Source organism: Pseudomonas sp. ICMP 460, from assembly GCF_002723595.1.
Lineage (GTDB): Bacteria > Pseudomonadota > Gammaproteobacteria > Pseudomonadales > Pseudomonadaceae > Aquipseudomonas > Aquipseudomonas kitaguniensis.
The window spans coordinates 19248-39490 of the sequence record NZ_LKBR01000022.1 but is presented as its reverse complement, the minus strand read 5'-3'; the positions used below and the strand labels follow the sequence as shown (position 1 = coordinate 39490).

Sequence of the window (20243 nt, the reverse complement as noted above, 5' to 3'; positions counted from 1 at the left end):
ATCAGTTGAAAGCTACTTATCTGACACACCGCATCGCGAGCAAGCCCGCTCCCACCGTTAGCTGCTTTCGGCTTGGCTAGAACAAAAAGTAGCGCTGGGCCATCGGCAGCACTTCCGCCGGTTCGCACCATAGCAACACACCGTCGGCCTTGACCTGATAGGTCTGCGGGTCCACCTCGATATCCGGCAGGTAGTCGTTGTGGATCAGGTCGGTTTTCTGCACGTTGCGGCAGCCTTTAACCACCGCGATTTGCTTCTTCAAGCCCAACGCTTCGGGCAACCCGGCGTCCTGCGCGGCCTGGCTGATAAAGGTCAGGCTGGTGGCGTGCAACGAGCTGCCGAAGCTTGCGAACATCGGGCGGTAATGCACCGGCTGCGGCGTGGGAATCGACGCGTTGGCGTCGCCCATCAGGCTTGAGGCAATCGCACCGCCTTTGAGAATCAACGTCGGCTTGACCCCAAAAAACGCCGGACGCCACAGCACCAGATCAGCCCATTTACCCACCTCGATGGAGCCGACAATGTGGCTGACGCCGTGGGTGATCGCCGGGTTGATGGTGTACTTGGCGATATAGCGTTTGATGCGGAAGTTGTCGTTGCCGGGGCCGTCACCGGACAGCGCGCCGCGCTGTTTTTTCATCTTGTCGGCGGTCTGCCAGGTCCGCGTAATCACTTCGCCAACGCGGCCCATGGCCTGGCTGTCGGAGCTGATCATCGAGAACGCGCCGAGGTCGTGCAGGATGTCTTCAGCGGCGATGGTTTCGCGGCGGATGCGGCTTTCGGCGAACGCCACGTCTTCGGCGATGCTTGGGTCCAGGTGATGGCAGACCATCAACATGTCCAGGTGCTCGTCGATGGTGTTGCGGGTGAACGGCCGGGTCGGGTTGGTGGAGCTGGGCAACACGTTCGGCAAACCGCAAGCCTTGATGATGTCCGGCGCGTGGCCGCCACCGGCACCTTCGGTGTGGTAGGTGTGAATGGTGCGGCCCTTGAGCGCGGCGAGGGTGGTTTCGACGAAGCCGGATTCGTTGAGCGTGTCGCTGTGGATCGCCACCTGCACATCGTACTGATCGGCCACGTTGAGGCAATTGTCGATGCTGGCCGGGGTGGTGCCCCAGTCTTCATGCAACTTCAAACCAATGGCGCCGGCCTTGACCTGTTCGATTAACGGCTCGGGCAGACTGGCGTTGCCCTTGCCGGTAAAACCGATGTTCATCGGGAACGAATCACTGGCTTGCAGCATGCGCGCCAGGTGCCACGGCCCCGAGGTACAGGTGGTGGCGTTGGTGCCGGTGGCCGGTCCCGTGCCGCCGCCGATCATGGTGGTCACGCCGCTGGTCAGCGCTTCTTCGATCTGCTGCGGGCAGATGAAGTGCACATGGCTGTCGATGCCGCCGGCGGTGAGGATCATGCCTTCACCGGCGATCACTTCGGTACTGGCACCGATCGCCATGGTTACGCCCGGTTGAATGTCCGGGTTGCCGGCCTTGCCGATCGCGTGAATGCGCCCGTTCTTCAGGCCGACGTCAGCCTTGACGATGCCCCAGTGGTCGATGATCAGCGCGTTGGTGATCAGCGTGTCCACGACCTCATGGGCGAGCAATTGGCTCTGGCCCTGGCCATCGCGGATCACCTTGCCGCCGCCGAATTTGACTTCTTCGCCGTAAACGGTGAAGTCCTGCTCGACTTCGATGAACAGCTCGGTGTCGGCCAGGCGGACCTTGTCACCGACGGTGGGGCCGTACATGTCGGCATATGCCTGACGACTGATTTTCATAGCCTAATTCCTCGCATATGAGTTGCAAGCTTCAAGCTGCAAGCCTCAAGTAAAAGCCAATATGTGCGCCGCAAACTGCTCTTTCTTGCAACTTGAGGCTTGGAACTTGAAGTCGACCTACAAGTCGCCCATGACCTTTCCTGTAAACCCAAACACTCGGCGTTCCCCGCTCAGGTCGACGAGCTCGACAGTCCTCGCCTGCCCGGGCTCAAAGCGCACCGCCGTGCCCGCCGGAATATTCAGGCGCATGCCACGGCTCGCGGCGCGGTCAAAGGTCAGCGCGTCATTGGTCTCGAAAAAATGATAATGCGAGCCCACCTGAATCGGCCGATCACCGCTGTTGGCCACGCTCAAGCTGACGGTGCGCCGGCCCACGTTGAGTTCGATGTCGCCAGGCTGGATCTGATATTCGCCAGGAATCATGCAGGTTGCCCCAAGGTCTTGAAGTAGATGGCGGTCGGCGTATAACGCCCGTCCGGGCTTTGGCAATAGTCGGGCAACTCACCGATCTTGGTGTAGCGCAACGACTGGTAAAAAGCTTCGGCACCCGAACCGGCCTCGGTGTCGAGGTACAACAGGCCGCGCTTGTGCTGGCGCGCGGCGAGTTCCAGAGTGCTCATCAATTGCTGCCCCAAACCATGGCGGCGCGCGCTGCTGTGCACCAGCAGTTTTTGCACCTCGGCGCGGTTCTGGCCATTGGCTTTCTGGCACAGCGCCAATTGCACGCTGGCGATCACTTTTTCGTCGCGCACCACCACCCACAGCAGCAGGCTCGCGTCTTCAATACTGGCCTGCACACCGCTCAGATAGGCACGCGCCTGGGCCTCATCGAAGTCATCCATGAAGCCCACCGAGGCGCCATGCTTGACCGCGTCGAGCAGCAGCTCGATCAAGCCCTGGCGGTAATGCGCAAAACTTTCAGCATTCACTCGACGCAGTTGAGCAGTGTTCATCGATCTCACTCCTTGGGCGGTTCGGCGCCCGGATTCAATGTCAGTTGCATAAAGGTCAGGTCCAGCCAGCGGCCGAACTTGATGCCCACGTGCGGCATCTGCCCGGTGGTGACGAACCCCAGGCGCTCGTGCAGGCGCACAGACGCCTGGTTGCCGCTTTCGATGGCCGCGACCATCACATGCTTGCCGCAGGCGCGGGCACGTTCGATCAGTGCTTGCATCAGGCGCGGGCCAAGGCCTTTGCCGCGCTGGTCATTGCGTACATATACCGAGTGTTCGACGCTGTAGCGGAAACCCTCGAAGGGCCGCCAGTCGCCGAACGAGGCGTAGCCGGTGACTTCAGCGTTTTCCACCGAAACCAGAATCGGGTACGCCTGCGCCTGGCGCGCGCTGAACCAGGCCTGACGGTTGGCCAGGTCTACCGGTTGTTCGTTCCAGATCGCCGTGGTGTTGAGTACCGCGTCGTTGTAGATGTGCAGAATCGCCGGCAAGTCTTGCCAGGTGGCATCACGAATCATGGCCGGGCCTCACGCGATAGGCTGGTGGACGGTGACCAGCTTGGTGCCGTCGGGAAACGTGGCCTCCACCTGAATGTCGGGGATCATTTCCGGGATGCCCTCCATCACTTGTTCGCGGCTGAGCAGCGTGGTGCCGTAGTGCATCAGGTCGGCGACCGTGCGGCCATCGCGGGCGCCTTCCATCAAGGCGGCGGAAATGTAGGCGATGGTTTCCGGGTAGTTGAGCTTCACACCCCGCGCCAAGCGACGTTCGGCGACTAAGCCTGCGGTGAAGATCAACAGTTTGTCTTTTTCCCGTGGGGTCAAATCCATGGTTCAAGGTCCTTCATGGCATACATTCTTAAATACAACAGAGATCCAGGGTGGGAGGCGGCTTGCGCCTTCCGCCTTGTGATCTTCATGTGCTCCAGATTCGTGGTGCGACGGCCGCTCGCCCAAGTACCGCCGGGCGCAGCAACTTCCATAGATCAATCAACCAGCCCCGCGCGTGCAGCGCTTCACTGGCCAGGCAGCGCGCCACCAACACACCCGGCAACTGGGTCAGGTCGCCGCGCACCGCATGCGGCAGGCTGCGGCAGGCCTCAAGCAATTCAGGTTCGATGTCGCCAGTCAGCAGCAACGTCGCAAACACCGGTTGCCCGTCCAGCCCGATGGGCGAGTCGAGCAAGCCATCGGCGCCCACAATGCGCTGGCGTTCATGCCAGAGCAACTGGCCGTCGCGGCGAATATCCAGGTGCGATTGAAAGTGGCCGAGGTCGAAACGCTCGCCACTGGCGGGGCGGCCGAGGGCGACCACGTCCCAATAGAACAGCCGCGCATCGCCTTGCAGGTCAATGCGCGTGGTGAGTTCGGCCTGGGCGGCGCTGAACACAATGGTTTCCTGCGGCAGCCATTCCAGCGTCGCGCCGGCTTCCACGCTCAAGTCGAGCTGTTGAAACGCCGGGCCGCTGGCGCGATACCACTTGGCCGCGCCGGGGCTGGTCAATTGTGCCCAGGCACCGGCGCCGACAGTGGCGCGAATGTCCAGGCGGTCACCGCCGGCAATCCCGCCGGGCGGGTGCACGATAATGTGCTGGCACACCTCGGGGCCTTCGGCATACAGGTGCTTTTGCACGCGCAGCGGGCCGACGTGGCGGCGCATTACCGGGCGCGTGGTGTCGCCAAAACGCGCGTAGCCGAGCTCCAGCTCGGCATGCCAGCTTGGCGTGAACAGGGCAGGGGAAACGGGCAGGTTCATGGTTTAGTGCTTATCGTTAGGACGCTACAGATTAGATGGTAACCAAGCCGCGCACACCCTCAGTTTCCATATTTTCACCTCGGCCTTGTTGGACGATTTCGCCGCGTGACATCACCAGATACTGGTCGGCCAGCTCGGCGGCGAAGTCGTAGAACTGCTCCACCAGCAGGATCGCCATGTCGCCGCGCGCCGCGAGCTTTTTGATCACCGCGCCGATCTCTTTGATCACTGACGGCTGAATGCCCTCGGTCGGCTCATCCAGAATCAACAGGCGCGGGCGGCTCGCCAATGCGCGACCAATCGCCAACTGTTGTTGCTGGCCGCCGGACAAGTCGCCGCCACGCCGGTGCTTCATTTGCAGTAATACCGGGAACAACTCATAGATAAATGCCGGCACTTCCTTGGCTTCGGCGCCCGGGAAACGCGACAGGCCCATCAGCAGGTTTTCTTCCACCGTCAGCCTGCCAAAAATTTCCCGGCCCTGTGGCACATAGGCGATACCGGCGTGCACGCGCTGGTGTGGTTTGAAGCCGGTGATGGTCTTGCCTTCCCAGTTCACCGCGCCTTCTTTGGCCGGCAGCAAGCCCATCAGGCACTTGAGCAAGGTGGTCTTGCCCACGCCGTTACGGCCGAGCAGGCAGGTGACTTCGCCGACTTTTACGTCGAAAGACAGCCCGCGCAGGATGTGGCTACCGCCGTAGTATTGGTGCAGCTGTTGTACTTGTAGCATTGGAACTCCGTTAGTTGGGCTTCGAGCAGTAAGCTTCAAGCTGCAAGTAAGAGCAGGTCGGCACACGGTTCAGCGTTCACTTGCCGCTTGAAGCTTGCAGCTCGAAGCTGGCCGATGTGTCACCGTCCCAAATAAACTTCAATAACGCGCTCGTCGGCCTGCACCTGTTCCAGCGACCCTTCGGCCAGCACGCTGCCTTGGTGCAACACGGTCACGTGGTCGGCAATCGAGCCGACAAAACCCATGTCGTGCTCTACCACCATCAACGAATGCTTGCCCGCCAGGCGTTTGAACAGTTCAGCGGTAAACTCGGTTTCGGCGTCGGTCATGCCCGCCACCGGTTCATCCAGCAGCAACAGTTGCGGGTCTTGCATCAACAGCATGCCAATTTCCAGAAACTGCTTTTGCCCATGCGACAGCAGCCCGGCCGGGCGCTGCACCGAGGCGGTCAGGCGGATGGTGTCGAGCACTTCATCGATGCGGTCTTTCTGCTCGCCGCTGAGGCGTGCGCGCAGGCTGGCCCACACCGACTTGTCGGCCTTTTGCGCCAGTTCCAGGTTCTCGAACACGCTGAGCGCTTCGAACACCGTGGGTTTCTGGAACTTGCGCCCGATGCCCGCCTGAGCAATCTGCACTTCGCTCATGCTGGTCAGGTCGAGCGTTTCGCCAAACCAGGCCTTGCCATGGCTCGGCCGGGTCTTGCCGGTGATCACGTCCATCAGCGTGGTCTTGCCCGCACCGTTGGGGCCGATGATGCAACGCAATTCGCCGACGCCGATGTACAGGTTCAAGCCGTTGAGCGCCTTGAAGCCATCGAAGCTGACGCTGATGTCTTCCAGGGTCAGGATAGTGCCGTGGCGCGTGTTCAGGCCGACGCCCGCGGCCTGGCCGATACCGATCGCATCACGTCCGCTGCCCGCATCAAGAATGGGTTCGAGCATAAATTCCGCCGTCGCTGTGACTCTCATTGTTCACCCCGTTTCTTCAACAGGCCGATCACACCCTTGGGCAAATACAAGGTGACGAGGATGAACAGCGCGCCCAAAAAGAACAGCCAGTATTCCGGGAAGGCCACGGTGAACCAGCTCTTCATGCCGTTCACCACGCCCGCGCCGAGCAACGGCCCGATCAAGGTGCCGCGCCCGCCCAAGGCCACCCACACGGCGGCTTCAATCGAGTTGGTCGGCGACATCTCGCTGGGGTTGATGATGCCCACTTGCGGCACATACAACGCGCCAGCCAAGCCACACAACACCGCGCTCAACACCCACACAAACAACTTGAACCCACGCGGGTCATAGCCGCAGAACATCAGGCGGTTCTCGGCATCGCGCAGTGCGGTCAATACCCGCCCGAACTTGCTCTGCGCCAGGCGCCAGCCGGTGTACAGGCTCGCCACCAGCAGCACCACGGTGGCCACAAACAGCACCGCCCGCGTGGCCGGTTCGGTAATCCCGAAACCCAAAATACTGCGGAAATTGGTAAAGCCGTTATTGCCGCCAAACCCGGTCTCGTTGCGAAAAAACAGCAGCATCCCGGCAAAGGTCAGCGCCTGGGTCATGATCGAGAAATACACGCCCTTGATCCGCGAGCGAAAGGCGAAAAAACCGAATACCAGCGCCAGTAAACCCGGCGCCAACACTACCAGGCACATGGCCCAGAGGAAGTGCTGGGTGCCCACCCAGTACCACGGCAATTCGGTCCACGACAAAAAGGTCATGAACGCCGGCAGTTCATCACCGGACGCCTGGCGCATCAGGTACATGCCCATCGCATAACCGCCCAGGGCAAAAAACAAACCGTGGCCGAGCGACAACATCCCGGCATAACCCCATACCAAGTCCAGCGCCAGCGCGACAATCGCGTAGCACAGAATTTTGCCCACCAGCGTCAAGGTGTAGGCCGACACGTGCAGCGGGTTTTCCGGCGACAGCAGTGAACACAACGGCAGCGCCAACAGCAGGGCCAACATCACCCCGCCGAGCGCTATCGTCACCTTGGGGCCGACCTTTTGCGTGGCCGTAAGCATCAATGGCTGGTTCATCAGTCGATCACCCGTCCTTTCAGTGCGAAGAGTCCTTGCGGGCGCTTCTGAATAAACAGAATGATCAGCGCGAGGATCAGGATCTTGCCGAGCACGGCGCCGATCTGCGGTTCGAGAATCTTGTTGGCAATGCCCAAACCAAACGCGGCCATTACGCTACCGGCCAACTGGCCGACACCGCCGAGTACCACCACCAGGAACGAGTCGATGATGTAGCTCTGGCCGAGGTCCGGGCCGACGTTGCCGATCTGGCTGAGCGCTACGCCGCCAAGGCCGGCGATGCCGGAACCGAGGCCAAACGCGAGCATGTCTACGCGCCCGGTCGGCACGCCGCAGCAGGCGGCCATGTTGCGGTTCTGGGTAACCGCGCGCACGTTGAGGCCCAAACGGGTTTTGTTCAGCAGCAGCCAGGTCAGCACCACTACGCACAGCGCAAACGCGATGATCACGATGCGGTTGTACGGCAGCACCAGGTTGGGCAGCACTTGAATGCCGCCCGACAGCCACGCCGGGTTCGCCACTTCAACGTTCTGCGCGCCGAACACCAGGCGTACCAGTTGGATCAGCATCAAGCTGATGCCCCACGTCGCCAGCAGGGTTTCCAGAGGGCGGCCATACAGGTGACGAATCACCGTGCGTTCCAGCGCCATGCCGATGGCGGCGGTGACGAAAAACGCCACCGGCAGCGCAATCAGCGGGTAGAACTCAATGGCGCCGGGCACATAGCGCTGCATCATTAATTGCACGACGTAGGTGGAATAGGCCCCGAGCATCAGCATCTCGCCGTGGGCCATGTTGATCACGCCAAGCAGGCCGAACGTGATCGCCAGGCCCAAGGCGGCGAGCAGCAGGATTGAACCGAGCGACATGCCGCTGAAGGCTTGGCCAAGAATCTCGCCGAACATCAATTTACGTTTGACTTGGGCCAGGCTGGTCTCGGCGGCGGTGTGCACGGCGGCGTCGGTTTCGACACCCGGCGCGAGCAACGCTTCAAGGCGTGTGCGCGCCAGCGGGTCGCCGGTGCCGCCCAACAAACGCACGGCTTGCAGGCGCACGGCCGGGTCGCTGTCAACTAGTTGCAGGTTGGCCAGGGCCAAACTGAGGGCGGTGTGTACGTCCTCGTTGGTTTCGGCGGCAACGCGCTGGTCGAGGAATTTGAGTTGCGCAGGCTGTGCGCTTTTTTGCAGGGTTTGCGCGGCGCCAAGGCGCACCTTGGGGTCTGCAGCGAGCAGTTGCTGGCTGGCTTGTACATTGTCGATCAGGCCGCGCAGGCGGTTGTTCAGGCGCACGGTTTTGGTGTCGCCGTTGACCGTCAGTTGGCCTTGTTGCAGCGCGTCGATCAACTCGATGCGCGCCGGGTCGGGCTGAGCGGCCCAGTCCTGCAGCAGCTTGGCTTGTTGCGTCGGGTTGGCGGCAAGAAAGTCTTCAGCGTCGCTGGCGTGTGCAGCTAAAGGCAGCAACAGCAGCGCGGCGAGGATGAAGCGGTGGAGGGCAGTGGGCATAGAAAAGTGTCCTGATCATGCGCGGTCAAACTGTGGGAGCGGGCTTGCTCGCGAATGCGGTGGATCAGTACCAAATGCTTTGACTGATGCACCGCATTCGCGAGCAAGCCCGCTGCCACATTTGATCTGTGGTGCGGCTTAGTTGCTCTTCACCGCGTAATCCGGCTTCTTGTCATTGCCAGGAATGTACGGGCTCCATGGCTGAGCCCGAATCGGCTCATTGGTCTGCCACACCACCGAGAACTGCCCATCGGCCTGGATCTCGCCGATCATCACCGGCTTGTGCAGGTGGTGGTTGGTTTTATCCATGGTCAGGGTAAAGCCCGACGGCGCGGCGAAGGTCTGGCCGGCCAGTGCTTCACGCACTTTGTCGACGTCGGTGGACTTGGCTTTTTCCGCCGCCTGCGCCCACATATGAATGCCCACATAGGTGGCTTCCATTGGGTCGTTGGTCACGGCTTTATCCGCGCCCGGCAGGTTGTGCGCCTTGGCATAGGCCTTCCAGTCGGCGACGAATTTCTTGTTCACCGGGTTCTCGACTGACTGGAAGTAGTTCCAGGCGGCGAGGTTGCCCACCAGCGGCTTGGTGTCGATGCCGCGCAATTCCTCTTCACCCACCGAGAACGCGACTACCGGCACGTCGGTTGCCTTCAAGCCCTGGTTGGCGAGTTCTTTGTAGAACGGCACGTTGGAGTCGCCATTCACGGTGGAGATCACTGCGGTTTTGCCGCCGGCGGAGAATTTTTTGATGTTGGCGACGATGGTCTGGTAATCGGCGTGACCGAACGGGGTGTAGACCTCTTCAATATCTTTATCCGCGACGCCTTTGGCGTGCAGGAACGAACGCAAAATCTTGTTGGTGGTGCGTGGGTACACATAGTCGGTGCCCAACAGGAAGAAACGCTTGGCACTGCCGCCTTCTTCGCTCATCAGGTATTCCACCGCAGGGATCGCCTGCTGGTTCGGCGCCGCACCGGTATAGAACACGTTAGGCGACATCTCTTCGCCTTCGTATTGCACCGGGTAGAACAGCAGGCCGTTGAGTTCTTCGAACACCGGCAGCACCGATTTACGCGACACCGAGGTCCAGCAACCAAACACCACGGCGACTTTGTCCTGGGTCAGCAACTGGCGGCCTTTTTCGGCAAACAGCGGCCAGTTCGACGCGGGGTCTACGACCACCGGTTCGAGCATTTTGCCGTTGACGCCGCCCTTGGCGTTGATCTCGTCGATGGTCATCAACGCCATGTCTTTAAGCGAGGTTTCGGAGATGGCCATGGTCCCCGACAACGAATGCAGGATGCCGACCTTGATGGTCTCGGCGGCCTGCACAGTCCAGGTCAACCCCATGGCGACAATGGATGCCGACAAAGTAAAAGCCTTGATCAAGCTACGACGCTGCATGGTGCGATCTCCGTAAACCGATATTTTTGTGGGCAGATACGCAGGACTTTGCAAAGGCTGTGCCTGCGGCACTTAACACCGGGTTAACGGGCAACTGAGCGGAGAGGTTGACGGTGGCGCGCACCAACTTGGCGCCGCAATCGCCACCGAGTGCACGGCAGGCCCTTAAAGAGGGCGCAGGCATAGGCAGGCAGTGCGATTGCGCGATTTGGTCTGCGCCGGCAACAGCTGAATGCTGACCTCAGCGTTTGCGCATCAAGCCGATAAAAAACCGCCCGCCGATGGCTGCCGTCGCCACGCCAATCGGCAGGTCTTCGGGGGCGATCAGGGTGCGGGTCGCAACGTCCACCCACACCAGAAACACACTGCCCAGCAGTACGCACACCGGCAGCAATCGGCGGTGCTCGGCGCCGACCAAACGGCGGGCGATGTGCGGCACCATCAGGCCGACAAAACCGATGGAACCGCTGATGGACACCAGCACGCCGGTCATCAAGGACGCGACCAGGAACACTTTCAGCCGCACGTTGCGCGCGTTCAGGCCCAGGGTCACGGCGGTCTGCTCGCCGGCCATCAAAGCATTCAACGGCCGCGCCATGCACAGCAGCAATACCAGCCCCAGCAGCACGGTAGCGGCGGGGATCGCCAGCAGCTCCCAACGCGCCAGGCCCAAGCCGCCAAGCATCCAGAACATCACCGCCGACGCCGCGCGGTGGTCGCCCATAAACAGCAGCAGGTTGGCCACCGCCATCATCACGAACGACACCGCCACGCCGCACAGCAACAGCCGGTCACTCTCCAGGCGGCCATTACGGCTGGCCACCGCCAACACCACCAGCATGCTCAACAAGGCCCCGATAAACGCGGCGACCGGCAAGGTCAGCACACCGATGATTTGCCCCACATGCAGCACCACAATCACCGCGCCGAGGGTGGCGCCGGAGGTCACGCCCAACAGGTGCGGGTCGGCCAGCGGGTTACGCGTCACCGCCTGCAACACTGCACCGATCAACGCCAGCCCGGCGCCCACCAGCGCACCCAGCAGCATGCGCGGCACGCGGATCAGCCACACAATATGTTCCTGCCCCGCGCTCCAGTTGACGGCACCGATACCGAACGCCTTGTTCAGCAAAATTTGCCACACCACCTCCACCGGCACCCGCGCCGAGCCGAACCCCAGCGAGATCACGCACGAGACCAGCAGCAACGCGCCCAGCGCAATCAGCAACAGCCTGTAGCGACCCGTGATCATTCGCCGTGAAAGCCTTTGGCCAGGGTTTCAACCGCCAACACGTTGTCGATACCCGGCGTTGCCTGCACGTAGGGGATCACGATAAAACGCTGGTTCTTGATCGCGTCCACCGACTGCAGGGCCGGGTTATTGAGCAGGAACTGTTGTTTTTGCTCGGCGGTGGTTTCGCTGTAGTCGACGATCACGATCACCTGCGGGTTACGCTCCACCACGGTCTCCCAGTTGACGCGGGTCCAGCTGGCGTCGACGTCATCGAGAATATTGCGCCCACCGGCGGCGGCGATCAGCGCGTGCGGCATGCCCAGGCGGCCGGACGTCATGGCGCGGTCTTCACCGCTGTCATACAGGAACACGCGCGGTTTGCTGGCAGGCAGGTGTTTTTGCACCTCGGCAACCTGCGCCTGCATCTGCGCGATCAAGGCAGCGGCGCGGTCTTGCACATCGAAAATCTTGCCCAGGTTGCGCAGGTCGTTATAGGTGTCGTCCAGCGTGGCGGCCGGGCGCTTCATCACAAACGCGCACGACTCGGTCAGCTCATACACGTTGATCCCCAAGGGTTGCAGGGTTTGCGGCGTGAGGTCACCGCCCACGCGCATGCCGTAGTCCCAGCCGGCGAAGAAGAAATCGACGTTGGCATTCAGCAGGGTTTCCACCGACGGGTACTTGCTCGCCAGCTCCGGCAGGCCGTCGAGGATCGCGGCCATTTCCGGCGTGACCGACTTCCAGCCGGTGACGCCGCTGTAACCGGCCATGTGCGATTTGAGGCCGAGTGCGAGCATCATCTGCGTCATGTTGATGTCGTGGCTGACCGCGTGCTTCGGCGCTTCCTGAAAGGTCACGTCGCGGTTGCAGCTTTTGATGGTCACCGGGTAATCGGTCGCCGCGGCGAAGGCATGGGCAGTGCCGAACAGCAGGGCGAGAGAGAGCAGGGCGCGCAGGTTCATGGTTGGGTTATCCAAGTGATTCGGGGGTAGCCGGACAAGGGGTGAGTGTCGATCAGGGCGTCGACGCCAAACACGTCGCGCAGCAACTCGACGGTCAGCACGTCGTGGGGCGTGCCGCTGGCGACGATGCGCCCGTGGTTGATCACGTACAGGCGATCACAGAAGGCGGCGGCCAGGTTGAGGTCGTGGATGCTCGCCAGCGTGCCGATGTTCAAACGTTTAACCAGCTTCAGAAGCTCCAGCTGATAGCGCGGGTCGAGGTGGTTGGTCGGCTCATCCAGGATCAGCAGTTGCGGTTGCTGCGCCAGGGCGCGGGCGAGAATTACCCGCTGTTTTTCACCGCCCGACAGCGTGGCAAACGCATGGTCTTCGAAGTCCTGCATGCCCACCGACGTCAACACGCTGCGCACCAATTGCTGGTCGTGCAGCGTGTCGCCGTCGAACAAGCCTTTGTGCGGCGTGCGGCCCATGGCGACCACTTCATCCACACGCAAACCGAAGGCATCGGGGAATTCCTGCAGCACCACCGCGATGCGTTGCGCGCACCACTTGGCGCTGTGTTTCCACACGTTCTGATGCGCGAGCAGCACCTCGCCGTGTTGCGGTTTGCTGAACCGGTAAGCACAGCGCAACAGGCTGGTCTTGCCGCTGCCATTGGGGCCGATCAGCCCGACAAACTCCCCCGCACCGACCTGTAAGCTGGCGTCACGTAGTTGGAAATGATGGCTGCAGTGGTCGTGACCCGGTGGGGTCCAGGCCAAGCCGGTTATAGCGAGTGACGTCATCAATGTTCTCAAGGTCAGCGCAAATCAAACTGTGCGAGCAAGCAAGCGCCTTGTTTATCGGCCTATCAGTTTTCGTCGAAGGGCTACTCGCCGCAGGGCGCGGCGAGCAACGATAGCGCAGAAAGTGTTATAAGTTAACACTTATTGGCTGCGGCACACAGGTCGCACAAGGCTACACAAGGGCGCTGTTTCAGGTGTCTCGCCTGTTTCACGCAGAACCTGAAGCAGATTCACGTGGGCGAAAAAACCGCGCCAACACCAGACGATCCAGCGCCCACACCACGATCAACGAGGCGCCCACCAGCGGAAAAATGATCGCCAGCGCGAGCATGATCAGCATCGCGGTTTTCCACTTCGGCAGGTCATGGCGCAACGGTGGAACGCCCAGCCCACCGGCTGGCCGGCGCTTCCACCAGATCACCACACCGCTCACCGCACTGAGCAGAATCATCAGGCAAATCACCAGCACGATCAGTTGGTTGACCCAGCCGAACATCTTGCCTTCATGCAGCATCACGCCGGTTTCGGTGGCGCGTGCCAGCGTGTTGTAGTGCGCCCAGCGCACATCGGCGAGCACCTTGCCGGTGTACTGATCGATGTGCAGCGTGGCGTCGTTGCGCGGGTCGTCGGCAAATACCGCGACGGTGAACACGCCGGTGGCGGTGGTCGGGAAGGTGATGCTGTAGCCGGGCTCGACCTTGCGTGAGTTGGCCATATCGACCACCTGTTGCAGGCGCACCGTCGGCGCGGCGGGGCCTGCCTGCATCGCGCCGTGGTTCATGTGTTCGGCGTGGTCGCCGGACATCGGCATTGGCGTGTTCTCCATCGCCCACGGCACTGTCTGTTGGCTCGCGGTATTGAGGCTGCGCGCTTGCTGGTCGGACTGCGGCACGTTGTTCCACATGGCCGCCGGGAAGCGATTCCACAAGTCGGCGTATTGCTTGCCCCAGAAGCCGGTCCAGGTCATGCCGCTGAGCAGCATCACCAGCAAAAACGCCGCGCCCCAAAAGCCTGCGACCGCATGCATGTCACGCCAGAACACCCGGCCACGTGTGTTAAAGCGAGGCCACAACACCCCGGCCGACGACTTGCCGCGTGGCCACCACAGGTACACGCCAGACACCACCAGCATCACGCCCCAGCCGGCGGCGAGTTCCACCAGGCGGTCGCCGAGCGTTCCGATCATCAGCTCGCCGTGGAGCGCGCGGGCGATGGCTTGCAGGTTGTATTTGGCGTCCTGCTCGCCGAGCACTCTGCCGCGATACGGGTCGACAAATACCGTGACTTCGCGCCCGCCGTCATGCATCACAAATTGCGCGCTGCGGGTGGCATCGGCAGGCGGCAGGTATTTGCTGATCGTGCCTTGGGGGAAGGCCGCCTGCGCGCGTTGCAATTGTTCGTCGGCACTCAACACCTGCGCGGCGGGTTGCACCTTGAGCAAGTCGCCGTACATCAGCGGGTCGAGCTGCGGTTTGAACAGGTAGATGATGCCGGTCAAGGCCAGCAGCACCATAAACGGCGCCACAAACAGCCCGGCGTAAAAGTGCCAACGCCAAGCCAGGTTGTAGAAAGAAACTGTTTGAGTGCCCTTGTGGGAGGGCGCTTGCTGCCGATGCTTTTTATCGCCGGTGCCGGTTGGCGCGGGGCGTTCGGGAGTGTGATCAGCGCGGGTGTCAGCAGAAAACCTGGACATGACAAATTCCATCCATCAATCGTAAACAACACGGCCAGCAGCCTGCGGCTGTCTGTTTAAAGTCGGCCTGGGTGAAGTAACGTTATGCAGTGCTTACGCAGTGATGGGTGGCGCGCGGCTGCGGGCGCCGGGGAAGATGCTCTGCCGGGCATGGCCCAGGCGGACGGCCGGGGTGAGGGCGCTGGCCGCTGGCACAGTGCCAAGCGTCAGGTACGACACACTGCCAGGCAGCGCCGGGCAACTGAACAGCAGGTCGCAATAACCGCACTTGGCCCACAGCGCGTGATGTTCGTCGGGGGCTTTAGGGTGATGGGCATCGCCGTGACTGCCCGGCATGTCCATGGACATTTCCATCGGCATAGCGGCGTGGTGATCCATCGGCATCGCTTGGGAAATCAGCGGACCGATAAAGATCATCAGCATGGCGAACAGGCTGATCCAACTGCCGCGCATCCGGCGCTGGTGTGGAGACAACCTGGCGCGAGGGGCGCCCATCGGGTGTTGGCCTATTGAGCGTGCTGATGCCCTTGGGTGGTGGTCGGCGGCACTTTCTGCACGGACACTTCCACCTCGACCTTGCCGGCTTTTTCGAAGGTCAGGGTCAGCGGGAATTGCTTGCCATCGGCCAACAGGCTGCGGTCTTTAAGGCCCAGCAACATGACGTGATAGGCCATTGGCGCAAAGGTCAATTCACCCTTGGCCGGTACCGCCACGCTGAGCACGTGCTGCATCTTCATCAAGTCGCCCTGCATCACATGCTCATGCAGCTCGGCCTTGTCCGCCACCGGCGTCTCGACACTGAGCAAACGGTCGGCGGTAGCCCCGCTGTTATGAATCACAAAATACGCCGCGACGGTCGGCGCATTCGGCGGCAACTCCTGTGACCACGGGTCGCTGACCAGCAAGTCGCCGACCTTGTAGTCTTCGGCATTCGCGGCACTGAACACCGGCAGCAACAAAGCAGCCAGTAGAAGGGAAGATTTGAGCATGGCAGTTCTCCAGAACGGTTCTAAACGCAGTTAACGTGCGAAACAGTCAGACCGTGGGAGAGGCGCGCGGGTTAAGGCTCGGCCATTGCTGGCGCGGCGCAGGGTTTTGCACTGCCGCTGGCGACAGGCCCAGCACCGCATCCAGCCGTGTGACATACACCTGCGGCACGTGCCCCGGCAGCGCCACCAACGGCGCAGAGCCTGCGCAATACGCGCAATGCTGCAGGGTCGAGTGGTCGTCTTGCTGCGGCGCCGGAATATCCAGTTTGCCCAGCGCAATGGCCTTCAGGCTGGCGCCATTCGACGAACAAAAACTGCCCCACAGCATTTGCTGAACAGGGTCTTGGGCGTGCTGCATCGCGCTGACCATCGGCATGGCAAAGGCGTTGAACAGCACTGCGAAGCAGGCGATCCACACACTTGCAAAGCGTTGACGGGCCATGGCGGACAATCCGTAGGGTTGAGCGATCAGGCGGGTATTTAGCCTGAACGGGGGGCATAAGTAAAAAGGCGTGGCGTGGTTTGGTGTCACAGGGCTATCAGATAGCGGAGGCGTGGAGCCTCAGGCCAAGCGCTTTCATTACTTTCATGATAGTCGCGAACTCCGGATTGCCAGTGGTGGAGAGGGCTTTGTATAAACTTTCGCGTCCCAGGCCTGCGTCTCGGGCTATTTGGGTCATGCCTTGGGCACGGGCGATATCGTTGAGGGCGGTACGAATCAGCAGGCCGTCACCCGCATCGTCTTCAAAGCAAGTCTCCAAATAGGCGGCCATCTCCAAAGGCGTTTTCAAGTATTTTGCTGCATCAAAACGGGTAAAAGACTCGCTCATGATTTATTCCTCGCTTTCAGGATTTATTGCCAGTTGTTTTGCACGCGTGATGTCTCGGCTTTGTGTCGATTTGTCGCCACCTACCAACAACAGATAAAACACCTTGTCTCGACGCGTGAAGTAAACGCGATACCCAGGGCCGTAGTGGATTCGCATTTCTGACACACCGTCACCTACAGGCTCACAGTCACCGAAATTCCCTGCCTGCGCCATTCGCAGTCTCTTCAAAACGCGTACTTTGGCGAAAGGATCCCGCAGTGCTTCCAACCATCTGACAAACTCGATGGTTTCAATGAACTCAATCATCACGAATCGTATTCCTTGGGATACAGAATGGCAAGTCGCGATGCGCTGCAAAACAAATGCATCCCCATCGCGGAGGTTGGTGCAAAACCGCGAGAGGCGAGGTTATAGCGAGGGCTTTTGGCTGAACCAGCCAGCTGGTTCGGAAGTGGTTGTAGGGCAGGTCGACTTTTAGGTGGCGAAACCAAGCAACGTAATGTTTGGCTTTGTATCAGTAAGCACGGAAATTTCCGACAACGTTTTGAGGTTGTCCCTAGGACACTCGGTCTCTAGTTTGCGTACACCGCTGCAAGTGCAGCGCTATGGTGGCTGTGCGCGGGATACCTTCGGGTATGCCGGTGTTCTGGAGAATCGGTCCGCGAACCTGCGTACAGCTGCCACCCCCAATCCCCCCGTCCTGCTTTTCACCGTGGCCGATGGCATCAGCACCGAAGACCTGTTGGTCAACCTCAGCGAAACACTCGCCTCGGCCAATGCCCTGAGCTGCGACTTGGCGTTTAACCTGGAAGGACCAAAACGTGAGGAATTGCTGGGCATTGCGCAGTTGATTGAGTTGGCGCAGTTGCTGGCGGAGCGCGTGCACGAACGCGTCGGGCAGACGACCACCGTTTAAAGGTGGGAGCTGGCTTGCCTGCGATGCAGGCGACTCAGTCTTCCAGTTAAACCGAGGTGATGCTATCGCAGGCAAGCCAGCTCCCACAGTTTGGATTGCGCTCGGCTATTGCTTGGCGTTGAGCCTGCTTGTTGCACGCGCACTGGAGAAATTTCCGACAGGGATTTCAGGTTGTCCCTAGGACACTCGATCTCTAGCTTGCGTACACCGCTGCAAGTGCAGCGTTATGGCGGCTGTGCGCGGGATACCTTCGGGTATGCCGGCTTCCTTGATCTCCGGTCCGCGAACCTGCGCACAGCTGCCACCCATCGCATCGCGGCGATTGGTGGCAGCTCCACTCAGATTAAGGAGCGTCACAATGATTAAACCCACCCCCAATCCCCCCGTCCTGCTGTTTACCGTGGCCGATGGCATCAGTACCGAAGACCTGTTGGTCAACCTCAGCGAAACACTCGCCTCGGCCAATGCCCTGAGCTGTGACTTGGCCTTTAACCTGGAAGGACCAAAACGCGAGGAGTTGCTGGGCATTGCGCAGTTGATCGAGTTGGCGCAGTTGCTGGCGGAGCGTGTGCACGAACGCGTCGGGCAGACGACCACTGTTTAAAGGTGGGAGGAGGCTTGCTCCCGATAGCGGTGGTTCAGCTAACACATCAGTGACTGACGCACCGCCATCGGGAGCAAGCCCCCTGCCACCTTTAAAAAGTGTCGTTCAGAGGTCGGTGATTGCCTTCAGCAGCGCGGCCACGGTGGTGAACTCCCGGTCCACAGCAGCCAGCACCGGCCGCTTCAACACCACCACCGGCACTCCACGTTCCCGCGCCACTTCAAGCTTGGGCTCGGTGGCTGCACTGCCGCTGTTCTTGCTGATCAGCACGTCAATCCCGCGCCGCTCAAACAACGCGCGCTCATCTTCAATCAGAAACGGCCCACGTGCGCCGATCACTTCGCAGCGTTCATTGCCGGGGTACACTTCCAGCGCGCGCAGGGTCCAGAACTGCTCGGCGGGGATCTCGTGCAGATGCTGCAACGGCTCGCGGCCCAAGGTGAACAGCGGGCGCTTGAACGGCTTCAACGCGTCAATCAATTGCGCCCAATCACTTACCTCGCGCCAGTCATCCGCCGCCTGCGGTTGCCACGCGGGGCGCCGCAATGCCCAGCCTGGAATACCGCATAAGCGCGCCGCCAGGGCCGCGTTCTGGCTGATCTGCGCGGCGTAGGGGTGCGTGGCATCAAGCATCAAACTGATGTTTTCATCGCGAACAAACTGCGCCAAACCTTCGGCCCCGCCATAACCGCCGACACGCACTTGGCAGGTCAGGTCCGTCGGCACGCGACCCACGCCCGCGAGGCTGTAGATATGCTGCGGGCCGAGCGTGCGGGCAATCGCCAGCGCTTCAGTCACGCCGCCCAGCAACAGAATGCGCTTCATAGCGGCTTCACCAGGTCCAGCAAAGTGATCGGCAGCGCCTGGCGCCACGTATCAAACTCACCCAATGGCTGAGCCTGAGCCACATGGATGCGGGTCAGTTCGCCGCCGTGCTGGTCGCGCCAGTTCATCAGGGTCATTTCACTTTGCAGGGTCACCGCATTGGCGACGAGCCGACCACCGGGGCGCAGGTGTTGCCAACAGGTGTCGAGCACGCCGTCGCGGGTGACGCCGCCGCCAATGAAGATCGCATCCGGTGCTTCGAGGCCGCGCAGCGCGTCCGGCGCCTTGCCGCGAATCAGTTGCAGGCCGGGCACGCCAAGGGCGTCGCGGTTGTGTTCGATCAACCCTTGGCGGCCTGCATCGGCTTCAATCGCCACGGCGCGGCAGCTTGGGTGCGCGCGCATCCATTCGATGCCGATGGAGCCGCTGCCCGCGCCGACATCCCACAACAGTTCGCCGGGCATCGGCGCGAGGCGGGCGAGGGTCATGGCGCGCACATCGCGCTTGGTCAGTTGGCCATCGTGTTTGAACGCGGCGTCGGGCAGCCCGGCGAGGCGTGACAGGCGCGGCGTGTTGGCGTCGGCGAGGCAGTCAATGGCGACCAGATTCAAATCGGCGACTGAACGGTGTTTCCACTCCTCGGCCAGCCCGTCGATACGCTGCTCGGCCGCGCCGCCCAGGTGTTCAAACACGCTCAACCGGCTAGGCGCAAACCCGGACTCAACCAACAGCGCGGCAATCCGCGCGGGGCTGCGCCCATCATTACTCAGCACCAGCAACCGAGTGCCACTGGCCAGGTGCGCATTAATCGCCGCCAATGGCCGAGCCACCACGGATAACGTCACCACGTCCTGCAACGGCCAACCAAGCCGCGCCGCCGCCAGTGAAACCGACGAAGGCGCCGGTAAAATCAGCAACTCCTCAGCCGCCACCTGCCGTGCCAAACTGGCGCCCACGCCATAGAACATCGGGTCGCCGCTGGCCAGCACACACACCGGCTCGCCGCGCCGCGCCAGCACCGGCTCCAGCGCAAACGGGCTCGGCCACAGCTGGCGTTCGCCACGAATACACACCGGCAACAGGTCCAACTGGCGTTGGCCGCCTATAATCCGCGAGGCGCGCAGCAAGGCATGCCGAGCGTTTCTGCCGAGCCCCTTGAAGCCGTCTTCACCGATGCCTACTACCGTCAGCCAGGGCGACATATCAATTCCTTGAACGACATCCGACGGGCAGGCTTTTC

Annotated in this window: 24 protein-coding genes; 2 read left to right on the top strand and 22 right to left on the bottom strand. The window is 61.3% G+C overall.

Annotation, left to right across the window (positions count from 1 at the left end; genetic code table 11):
- Nucleotides 1-76: 76 nt before the first annotated feature.
- The 20 genes from ureC to AO240_RS16090 all read right to left on the bottom strand — a co-directional run bounded on the left by ureC (nucleotide 77) and on the right by AO240_RS16090 (nucleotide 16964).
- Entirely contained in the window at nucleotides 77-1777 is a 1701-nt protein-coding gene (gene ureC / locus AO240_RS16185; RefSeq protein ID WP_099237379.1) for an urease subunit alpha, read from the bottom strand.
- 117 nt (nucleotides 1778-1894) lie between these two features.
- A complete protein-coding gene (locus AO240_RS16180) occupies nucleotides 1895-2200 on the bottom strand; it encodes an urease subunit beta (RefSeq protein WP_058414486.1) in 306 nt (101 codons plus the stop codon).
- Complete coding sequence (locus tag AO240_RS16175) at nucleotides 2197-2730, bottom strand: GNAT family N-acetyltransferase (RefSeq protein WP_058414487.1); 534 nt, start codon at nucleotides 2728-2730, stop codon at nucleotides 2197-2199. Before AO240_RS16175 ends, AO240_RS16180 begins: the two co-directional genes overlap by 4 nt.
- Nucleotides 2731-2735: 5 nt before the next feature.
- The gene (locus AO240_RS16170; RefSeq protein WP_058414488.1) at nucleotides 2736-3248 is read right to left on the bottom strand and encodes a GNAT family N-acetyltransferase; all 513 of its coding nucleotides are present in this window, start codon (nucleotides 3246-3248) and stop codon (nucleotides 2736-2738) included.
- Nucleotides 3249-3257: 9 nt separating this feature from the next.
- Complete coding sequence (gene ureA, locus AO240_RS16165; RefSeq protein ID WP_003171437.1) at nucleotides 3258-3560, bottom strand: urease subunit gamma; 303 nt, start codon at nucleotides 3558-3560, stop codon at nucleotides 3258-3260.
- Nucleotides 3561-3645: 85 nt separating this feature from the next.
- Nucleotides 3646-4485, bottom strand: coding sequence for an urease accessory protein UreD (locus AO240_RS16160; protein ID WP_058414489.1), 840 nt, complete (start codon nucleotides 4483-4485; stop codon nucleotides 3646-3648).
- A gap of 31 nt (nucleotides 4486-4516) precedes the next feature.
- The gene (gene urtE, locus AO240_RS16155) at nucleotides 4517-5215 is read right to left on the bottom strand and encodes an urea ABC transporter ATP-binding subunit UrtE (protein WP_099237377.1); all 699 of its coding nucleotides are present in this window, start codon (nucleotides 5213-5215) and stop codon (nucleotides 4517-4519) included.
- Between the two features lie 119 nt (nucleotides 5216-5334).
- Nucleotides 5335-6183 carry an urea ABC transporter ATP-binding protein UrtD gene (urtD, locus tag AO240_RS16150; RefSeq protein WP_099237375.1) on the bottom strand — a complete coding sequence of 283 codons (849 nt, stop codon included), beginning with the start codon at nucleotides 6181-6183 and terminating at the stop codon, nucleotides 5335-5337.
- Nucleotides 6180-7259 carry an urea ABC transporter permease subunit UrtC gene (urtC, locus tag AO240_RS16145; protein ID WP_099237373.1) on the bottom strand — a complete coding sequence of 360 codons (1080 nt, stop codon included), beginning with the start codon at nucleotides 7257-7259 and terminating at the stop codon, nucleotides 6180-6182. Before urtC ends, urtD begins: the two co-directional genes overlap by 4 nt.
- Nucleotides 7259-8761: an urea ABC transporter permease subunit UrtB gene (gene urtB / locus AO240_RS16140; RefSeq protein ID WP_099237371.1), complete on the bottom strand. Its 1503-nt coding sequence runs from the start codon at nucleotides 8759-8761 to the stop codon at nucleotides 7259-7261. Before urtB ends, urtC begins: the two co-directional genes overlap by 1 nt.
- A 138-nt stretch (nucleotides 8762-8899) precedes the next feature.
- A complete protein-coding gene (gene urtA, locus AO240_RS16135) occupies nucleotides 8900-10165 on the bottom strand; it encodes an urea ABC transporter substrate-binding protein (protein ID WP_058414494.1) in 1266 nt (421 codons plus the stop codon).
- 241 nt (nucleotides 10166-10406) lie between these two features.
- A complete protein-coding gene (locus tag AO240_RS16130; protein ID WP_099237369.1) occupies nucleotides 10407-11417 on the bottom strand; it encodes an iron ABC transporter permease in 1011 nt (336 codons plus the stop codon).
- Nucleotides 11414-12361, bottom strand: a complete 948-nt coding sequence (locus tag AO240_RS16125) for an ABC transporter substrate-binding protein (protein ID WP_099237367.1) — start codon at nucleotides 12359-12361, stop codon at nucleotides 11414-11416. Before AO240_RS16125 ends, AO240_RS16130 begins: the two co-directional genes overlap by 4 nt.
- On the bottom strand, nucleotides 12358-13146 hold the full coding sequence (locus tag AO240_RS16120) for an ABC transporter ATP-binding protein (RefSeq protein WP_099237365.1): 789 nt from the start codon (nucleotides 13144-13146) through the stop codon (nucleotides 12358-12360). Before AO240_RS16120 ends, AO240_RS16125 begins: the two co-directional genes overlap by 4 nt.
- Nucleotides 13147-13354: 208 nt before the next feature.
- Nucleotides 13355-14839 carry a PepSY domain-containing protein gene (locus AO240_RS16115; protein ID WP_256585966.1) on the bottom strand — a complete coding sequence of 495 codons (1485 nt, stop codon included), beginning with the start codon at nucleotides 14837-14839 and terminating at the stop codon, nucleotides 13355-13357.
- A 93-nt stretch (nucleotides 14840-14932) separates the two neighbouring features.
- Nucleotides 14933-15334, bottom strand: a complete 402-nt coding sequence (locus tag AO240_RS16110; protein ID WP_099237363.1) for a DUF2946 domain-containing protein — start codon at nucleotides 15332-15334, stop codon at nucleotides 14933-14935.
- Between the two features lie 11 nt (nucleotides 15335-15345).
- Nucleotides 15346-15828, bottom strand: a complete 483-nt coding sequence (locus tag AO240_RS16105) for a copper chaperone PCu(A)C (RefSeq protein ID WP_099237361.1) — start codon at nucleotides 15826-15828, stop codon at nucleotides 15346-15348.
- Between the two features lie 46 nt (nucleotides 15829-15874).
- Entirely contained in the window at nucleotides 15875-16270 is a 396-nt protein-coding gene (locus tag AO240_RS16100; protein ID WP_099237359.1) for a DUF2946 domain-containing protein, read from the bottom strand.
- Nucleotides 16271-16367: 97 nt separating this feature from the next.
- A complete protein-coding gene (locus tag AO240_RS16095) occupies nucleotides 16368-16658 on the bottom strand; it encodes an addiction module antidote protein (protein ID WP_058414501.1) in 291 nt (96 codons plus the stop codon).
- 3 nt (nucleotides 16659-16661) lie between these two features.
- A complete protein-coding gene (locus AO240_RS16090) occupies nucleotides 16662-16964 on the bottom strand; it encodes a type II toxin-antitoxin system RelE/ParE family toxin (protein WP_099237357.1) in 303 nt (100 codons plus the stop codon).
- Between the two features lie 361 nt (nucleotides 16965-17325).
- Between AO240_RS16090 and AO240_RS16085 the strand changes: the two genes are divergently transcribed.
- Together AO240_RS16085 and AO240_RS16075 are read left to right on the top strand one after the other, a co-directional pair.
- On the top strand, nucleotides 17326-17574 hold the full coding sequence (locus AO240_RS16085) for a DUF6124 family protein (protein ID WP_099237419.1): 249 nt from the start codon (nucleotides 17326-17328) through the stop codon (nucleotides 17572-17574).
- A gap of 358 nt (nucleotides 17575-17932) precedes the next feature.
- Nucleotides 17933-18178 carry a DUF6124 family protein gene (locus tag AO240_RS16075; RefSeq protein ID WP_099237353.1) on the top strand — a complete coding sequence of 82 codons (246 nt, stop codon included), beginning with the start codon at nucleotides 17933-17935 and terminating at the stop codon, nucleotides 18176-18178.
- 105 nt (nucleotides 18179-18283) lie between these two features.
- On the opposite strand, the gene AO240_RS16070 is transcribed toward AO240_RS16075, so the two are convergent.
- On the bottom strand, nucleotides 18284-19003 hold the full coding sequence (locus tag AO240_RS16070; RefSeq protein ID WP_099237351.1) for a cobalt-precorrin-6A reductase: 720 nt from the start codon (nucleotides 19001-19003) through the stop codon (nucleotides 18284-18286).
- Nucleotides 19000-20205 carry a precorrin-6y C5,15-methyltransferase (decarboxylating) subunit CbiE gene (cbiE, locus tag AO240_RS16065; protein ID WP_099237349.1) on the bottom strand — a complete coding sequence of 402 codons (1206 nt, stop codon included), beginning with the start codon at nucleotides 20203-20205 and terminating at the stop codon, nucleotides 19000-19002. Before cbiE ends, AO240_RS16070 begins: the two co-directional genes overlap by 4 nt.
- Nucleotides 20206-20243 lie beyond the last annotated feature (38 nt).

Bases quoted from the DNA above. Each gene is read 5' to 3' on its own strand.
- AO240_RS16070 (WP_099237351.1), bottom strand. From the start codon at position 19,003: ATGAAGCGCATTCTGTTGCTGGGCGGCGTGACTGAAGCGCTGGCGATT.
- AO240_RS16180 (WP_058414486.1), bottom strand. From the start codon at position 2,200: ATGATTCCTGGCGAATATCAGATCCAGCCTGGCGACATCGAACTCAAC.
- urtA (WP_058414494.1), bottom strand. From the start codon at position 10,165: ATGCAGCGTCGTAGCTTGATCAAGGCTTTTACTTTGTCGGCATCCATT.
- AO240_RS16090 (WP_099237357.1), bottom strand. From the start codon at position 16,964: ATGATTGAGTTCATTGAAACCATCGAGTTTGTCAGATGGTTGGAAGCA.
- AO240_RS16160 (WP_058414489.1), bottom strand. From the start codon at position 4,485: ATGAACCTGCCCGTTTCCCCTGCCCTGTTCACGCCAAGCTGGCATGCC.
- AO240_RS16170 (WP_058414488.1), bottom strand. From the start codon at position 3,248: ATGATTCGTGATGCCACCTGGCAAGACTTGCCGGCGATTCTGCACATC.
- AO240_RS16115 (WP_256585966.1), bottom strand. From the start codon at position 14,839: ATGTCCAGGTTTTCTGCTGACACCCGCGCTGATCACACTCCCGAACGC.
- cbiE (WP_099237349.1), bottom strand. From the start codon at position 20,205: ATGTCGCCCTGGCTGACGGTAGTAGGCATCGGTGAAGACGGCTTCAAG.
- urtC (WP_099237373.1), bottom strand. From the start codon at position 7,259: ATGAACCAGCCATTGATGCTTACGGCCACGCAAAAGGTCGGCCCCAAG.
- ureC (WP_099237379.1), bottom strand. From the start codon at position 1,777: ATGAAAATCAGTCGTCAGGCATATGCCGACATGTACGGCCCCACCGTC.
- AO240_RS16120 (WP_099237365.1), bottom strand. From the start codon at position 13,146: ATGACGTCACTCGCTATAACCGGCTTGGCCTGGACCCCACCGGGTCAC.
- AO240_RS16175 (WP_058414487.1), bottom strand. From the start codon at position 2,730: ATGAACACTGCTCAACTGCGTCGAGTGAATGCTGAAAGTTTTGCGCAT.
- AO240_RS16110 (WP_099237363.1), bottom strand. From the start codon at position 15,334: ATGGGCGCCCCTCGCGCCAGGTTGTCTCCACACCAGCGCCGGATGCGC.
- urtE (WP_099237377.1), bottom strand. From the start codon at position 5,215: ATGCTACAAGTACAACAGCTGCACCAATACTACGGCGGTAGCCACATC.
- AO240_RS16100 (WP_099237359.1), bottom strand. From the start codon at position 16,270: ATGGCCCGTCAACGCTTTGCAAGTGTGTGGATCGCCTGCTTCGCAGTG.
- AO240_RS16130 (WP_099237369.1), bottom strand. From the start codon at position 11,417: ATGATCACGGGTCGCTACAGGCTGTTGCTGATTGCGCTGGGCGCGTTG.
- AO240_RS16125 (WP_099237367.1), bottom strand. From the start codon at position 12,361: ATGAACCTGCGCGCCCTGCTCTCTCTCGCCCTGCTGTTCGGCACTGCC.
- ureA (WP_003171437.1), bottom strand. From the start codon at position 3,560: ATGGATTTGACCCCACGGGAAAAAGACAAACTGTTGATCTTCACCGCA.
- AO240_RS16105 (WP_099237361.1), bottom strand. From the start codon at position 15,828: ATGCTCAAATCTTCCCTTCTACTGGCTGCTTTGTTGCTGCCGGTGTTC.
- urtD (WP_099237375.1), bottom strand. From the start codon at position 6,183: ATGAGAGTCACAGCGACGGCGGAATTTATGCTCGAACCCATTCTTGAT.
- urtB (WP_099237371.1), bottom strand. From the start codon at position 8,761: ATGCCCACTGCCCTCCACCGCTTCATCCTCGCCGCGCTGCTGTTGCTG.
- AO240_RS16075 (WP_099237353.1), top strand. From the start codon at position 17,933: ATGATTAAACCCACCCCCAATCCCCCCGTCCTGCTGTTTACCGTGGCC.
- AO240_RS16095 (WP_058414501.1), bottom strand. From the start codon at position 16,658: ATGAGCGAGTCTTTTACCCGTTTTGATGCAGCAAAATACTTGAAAACG.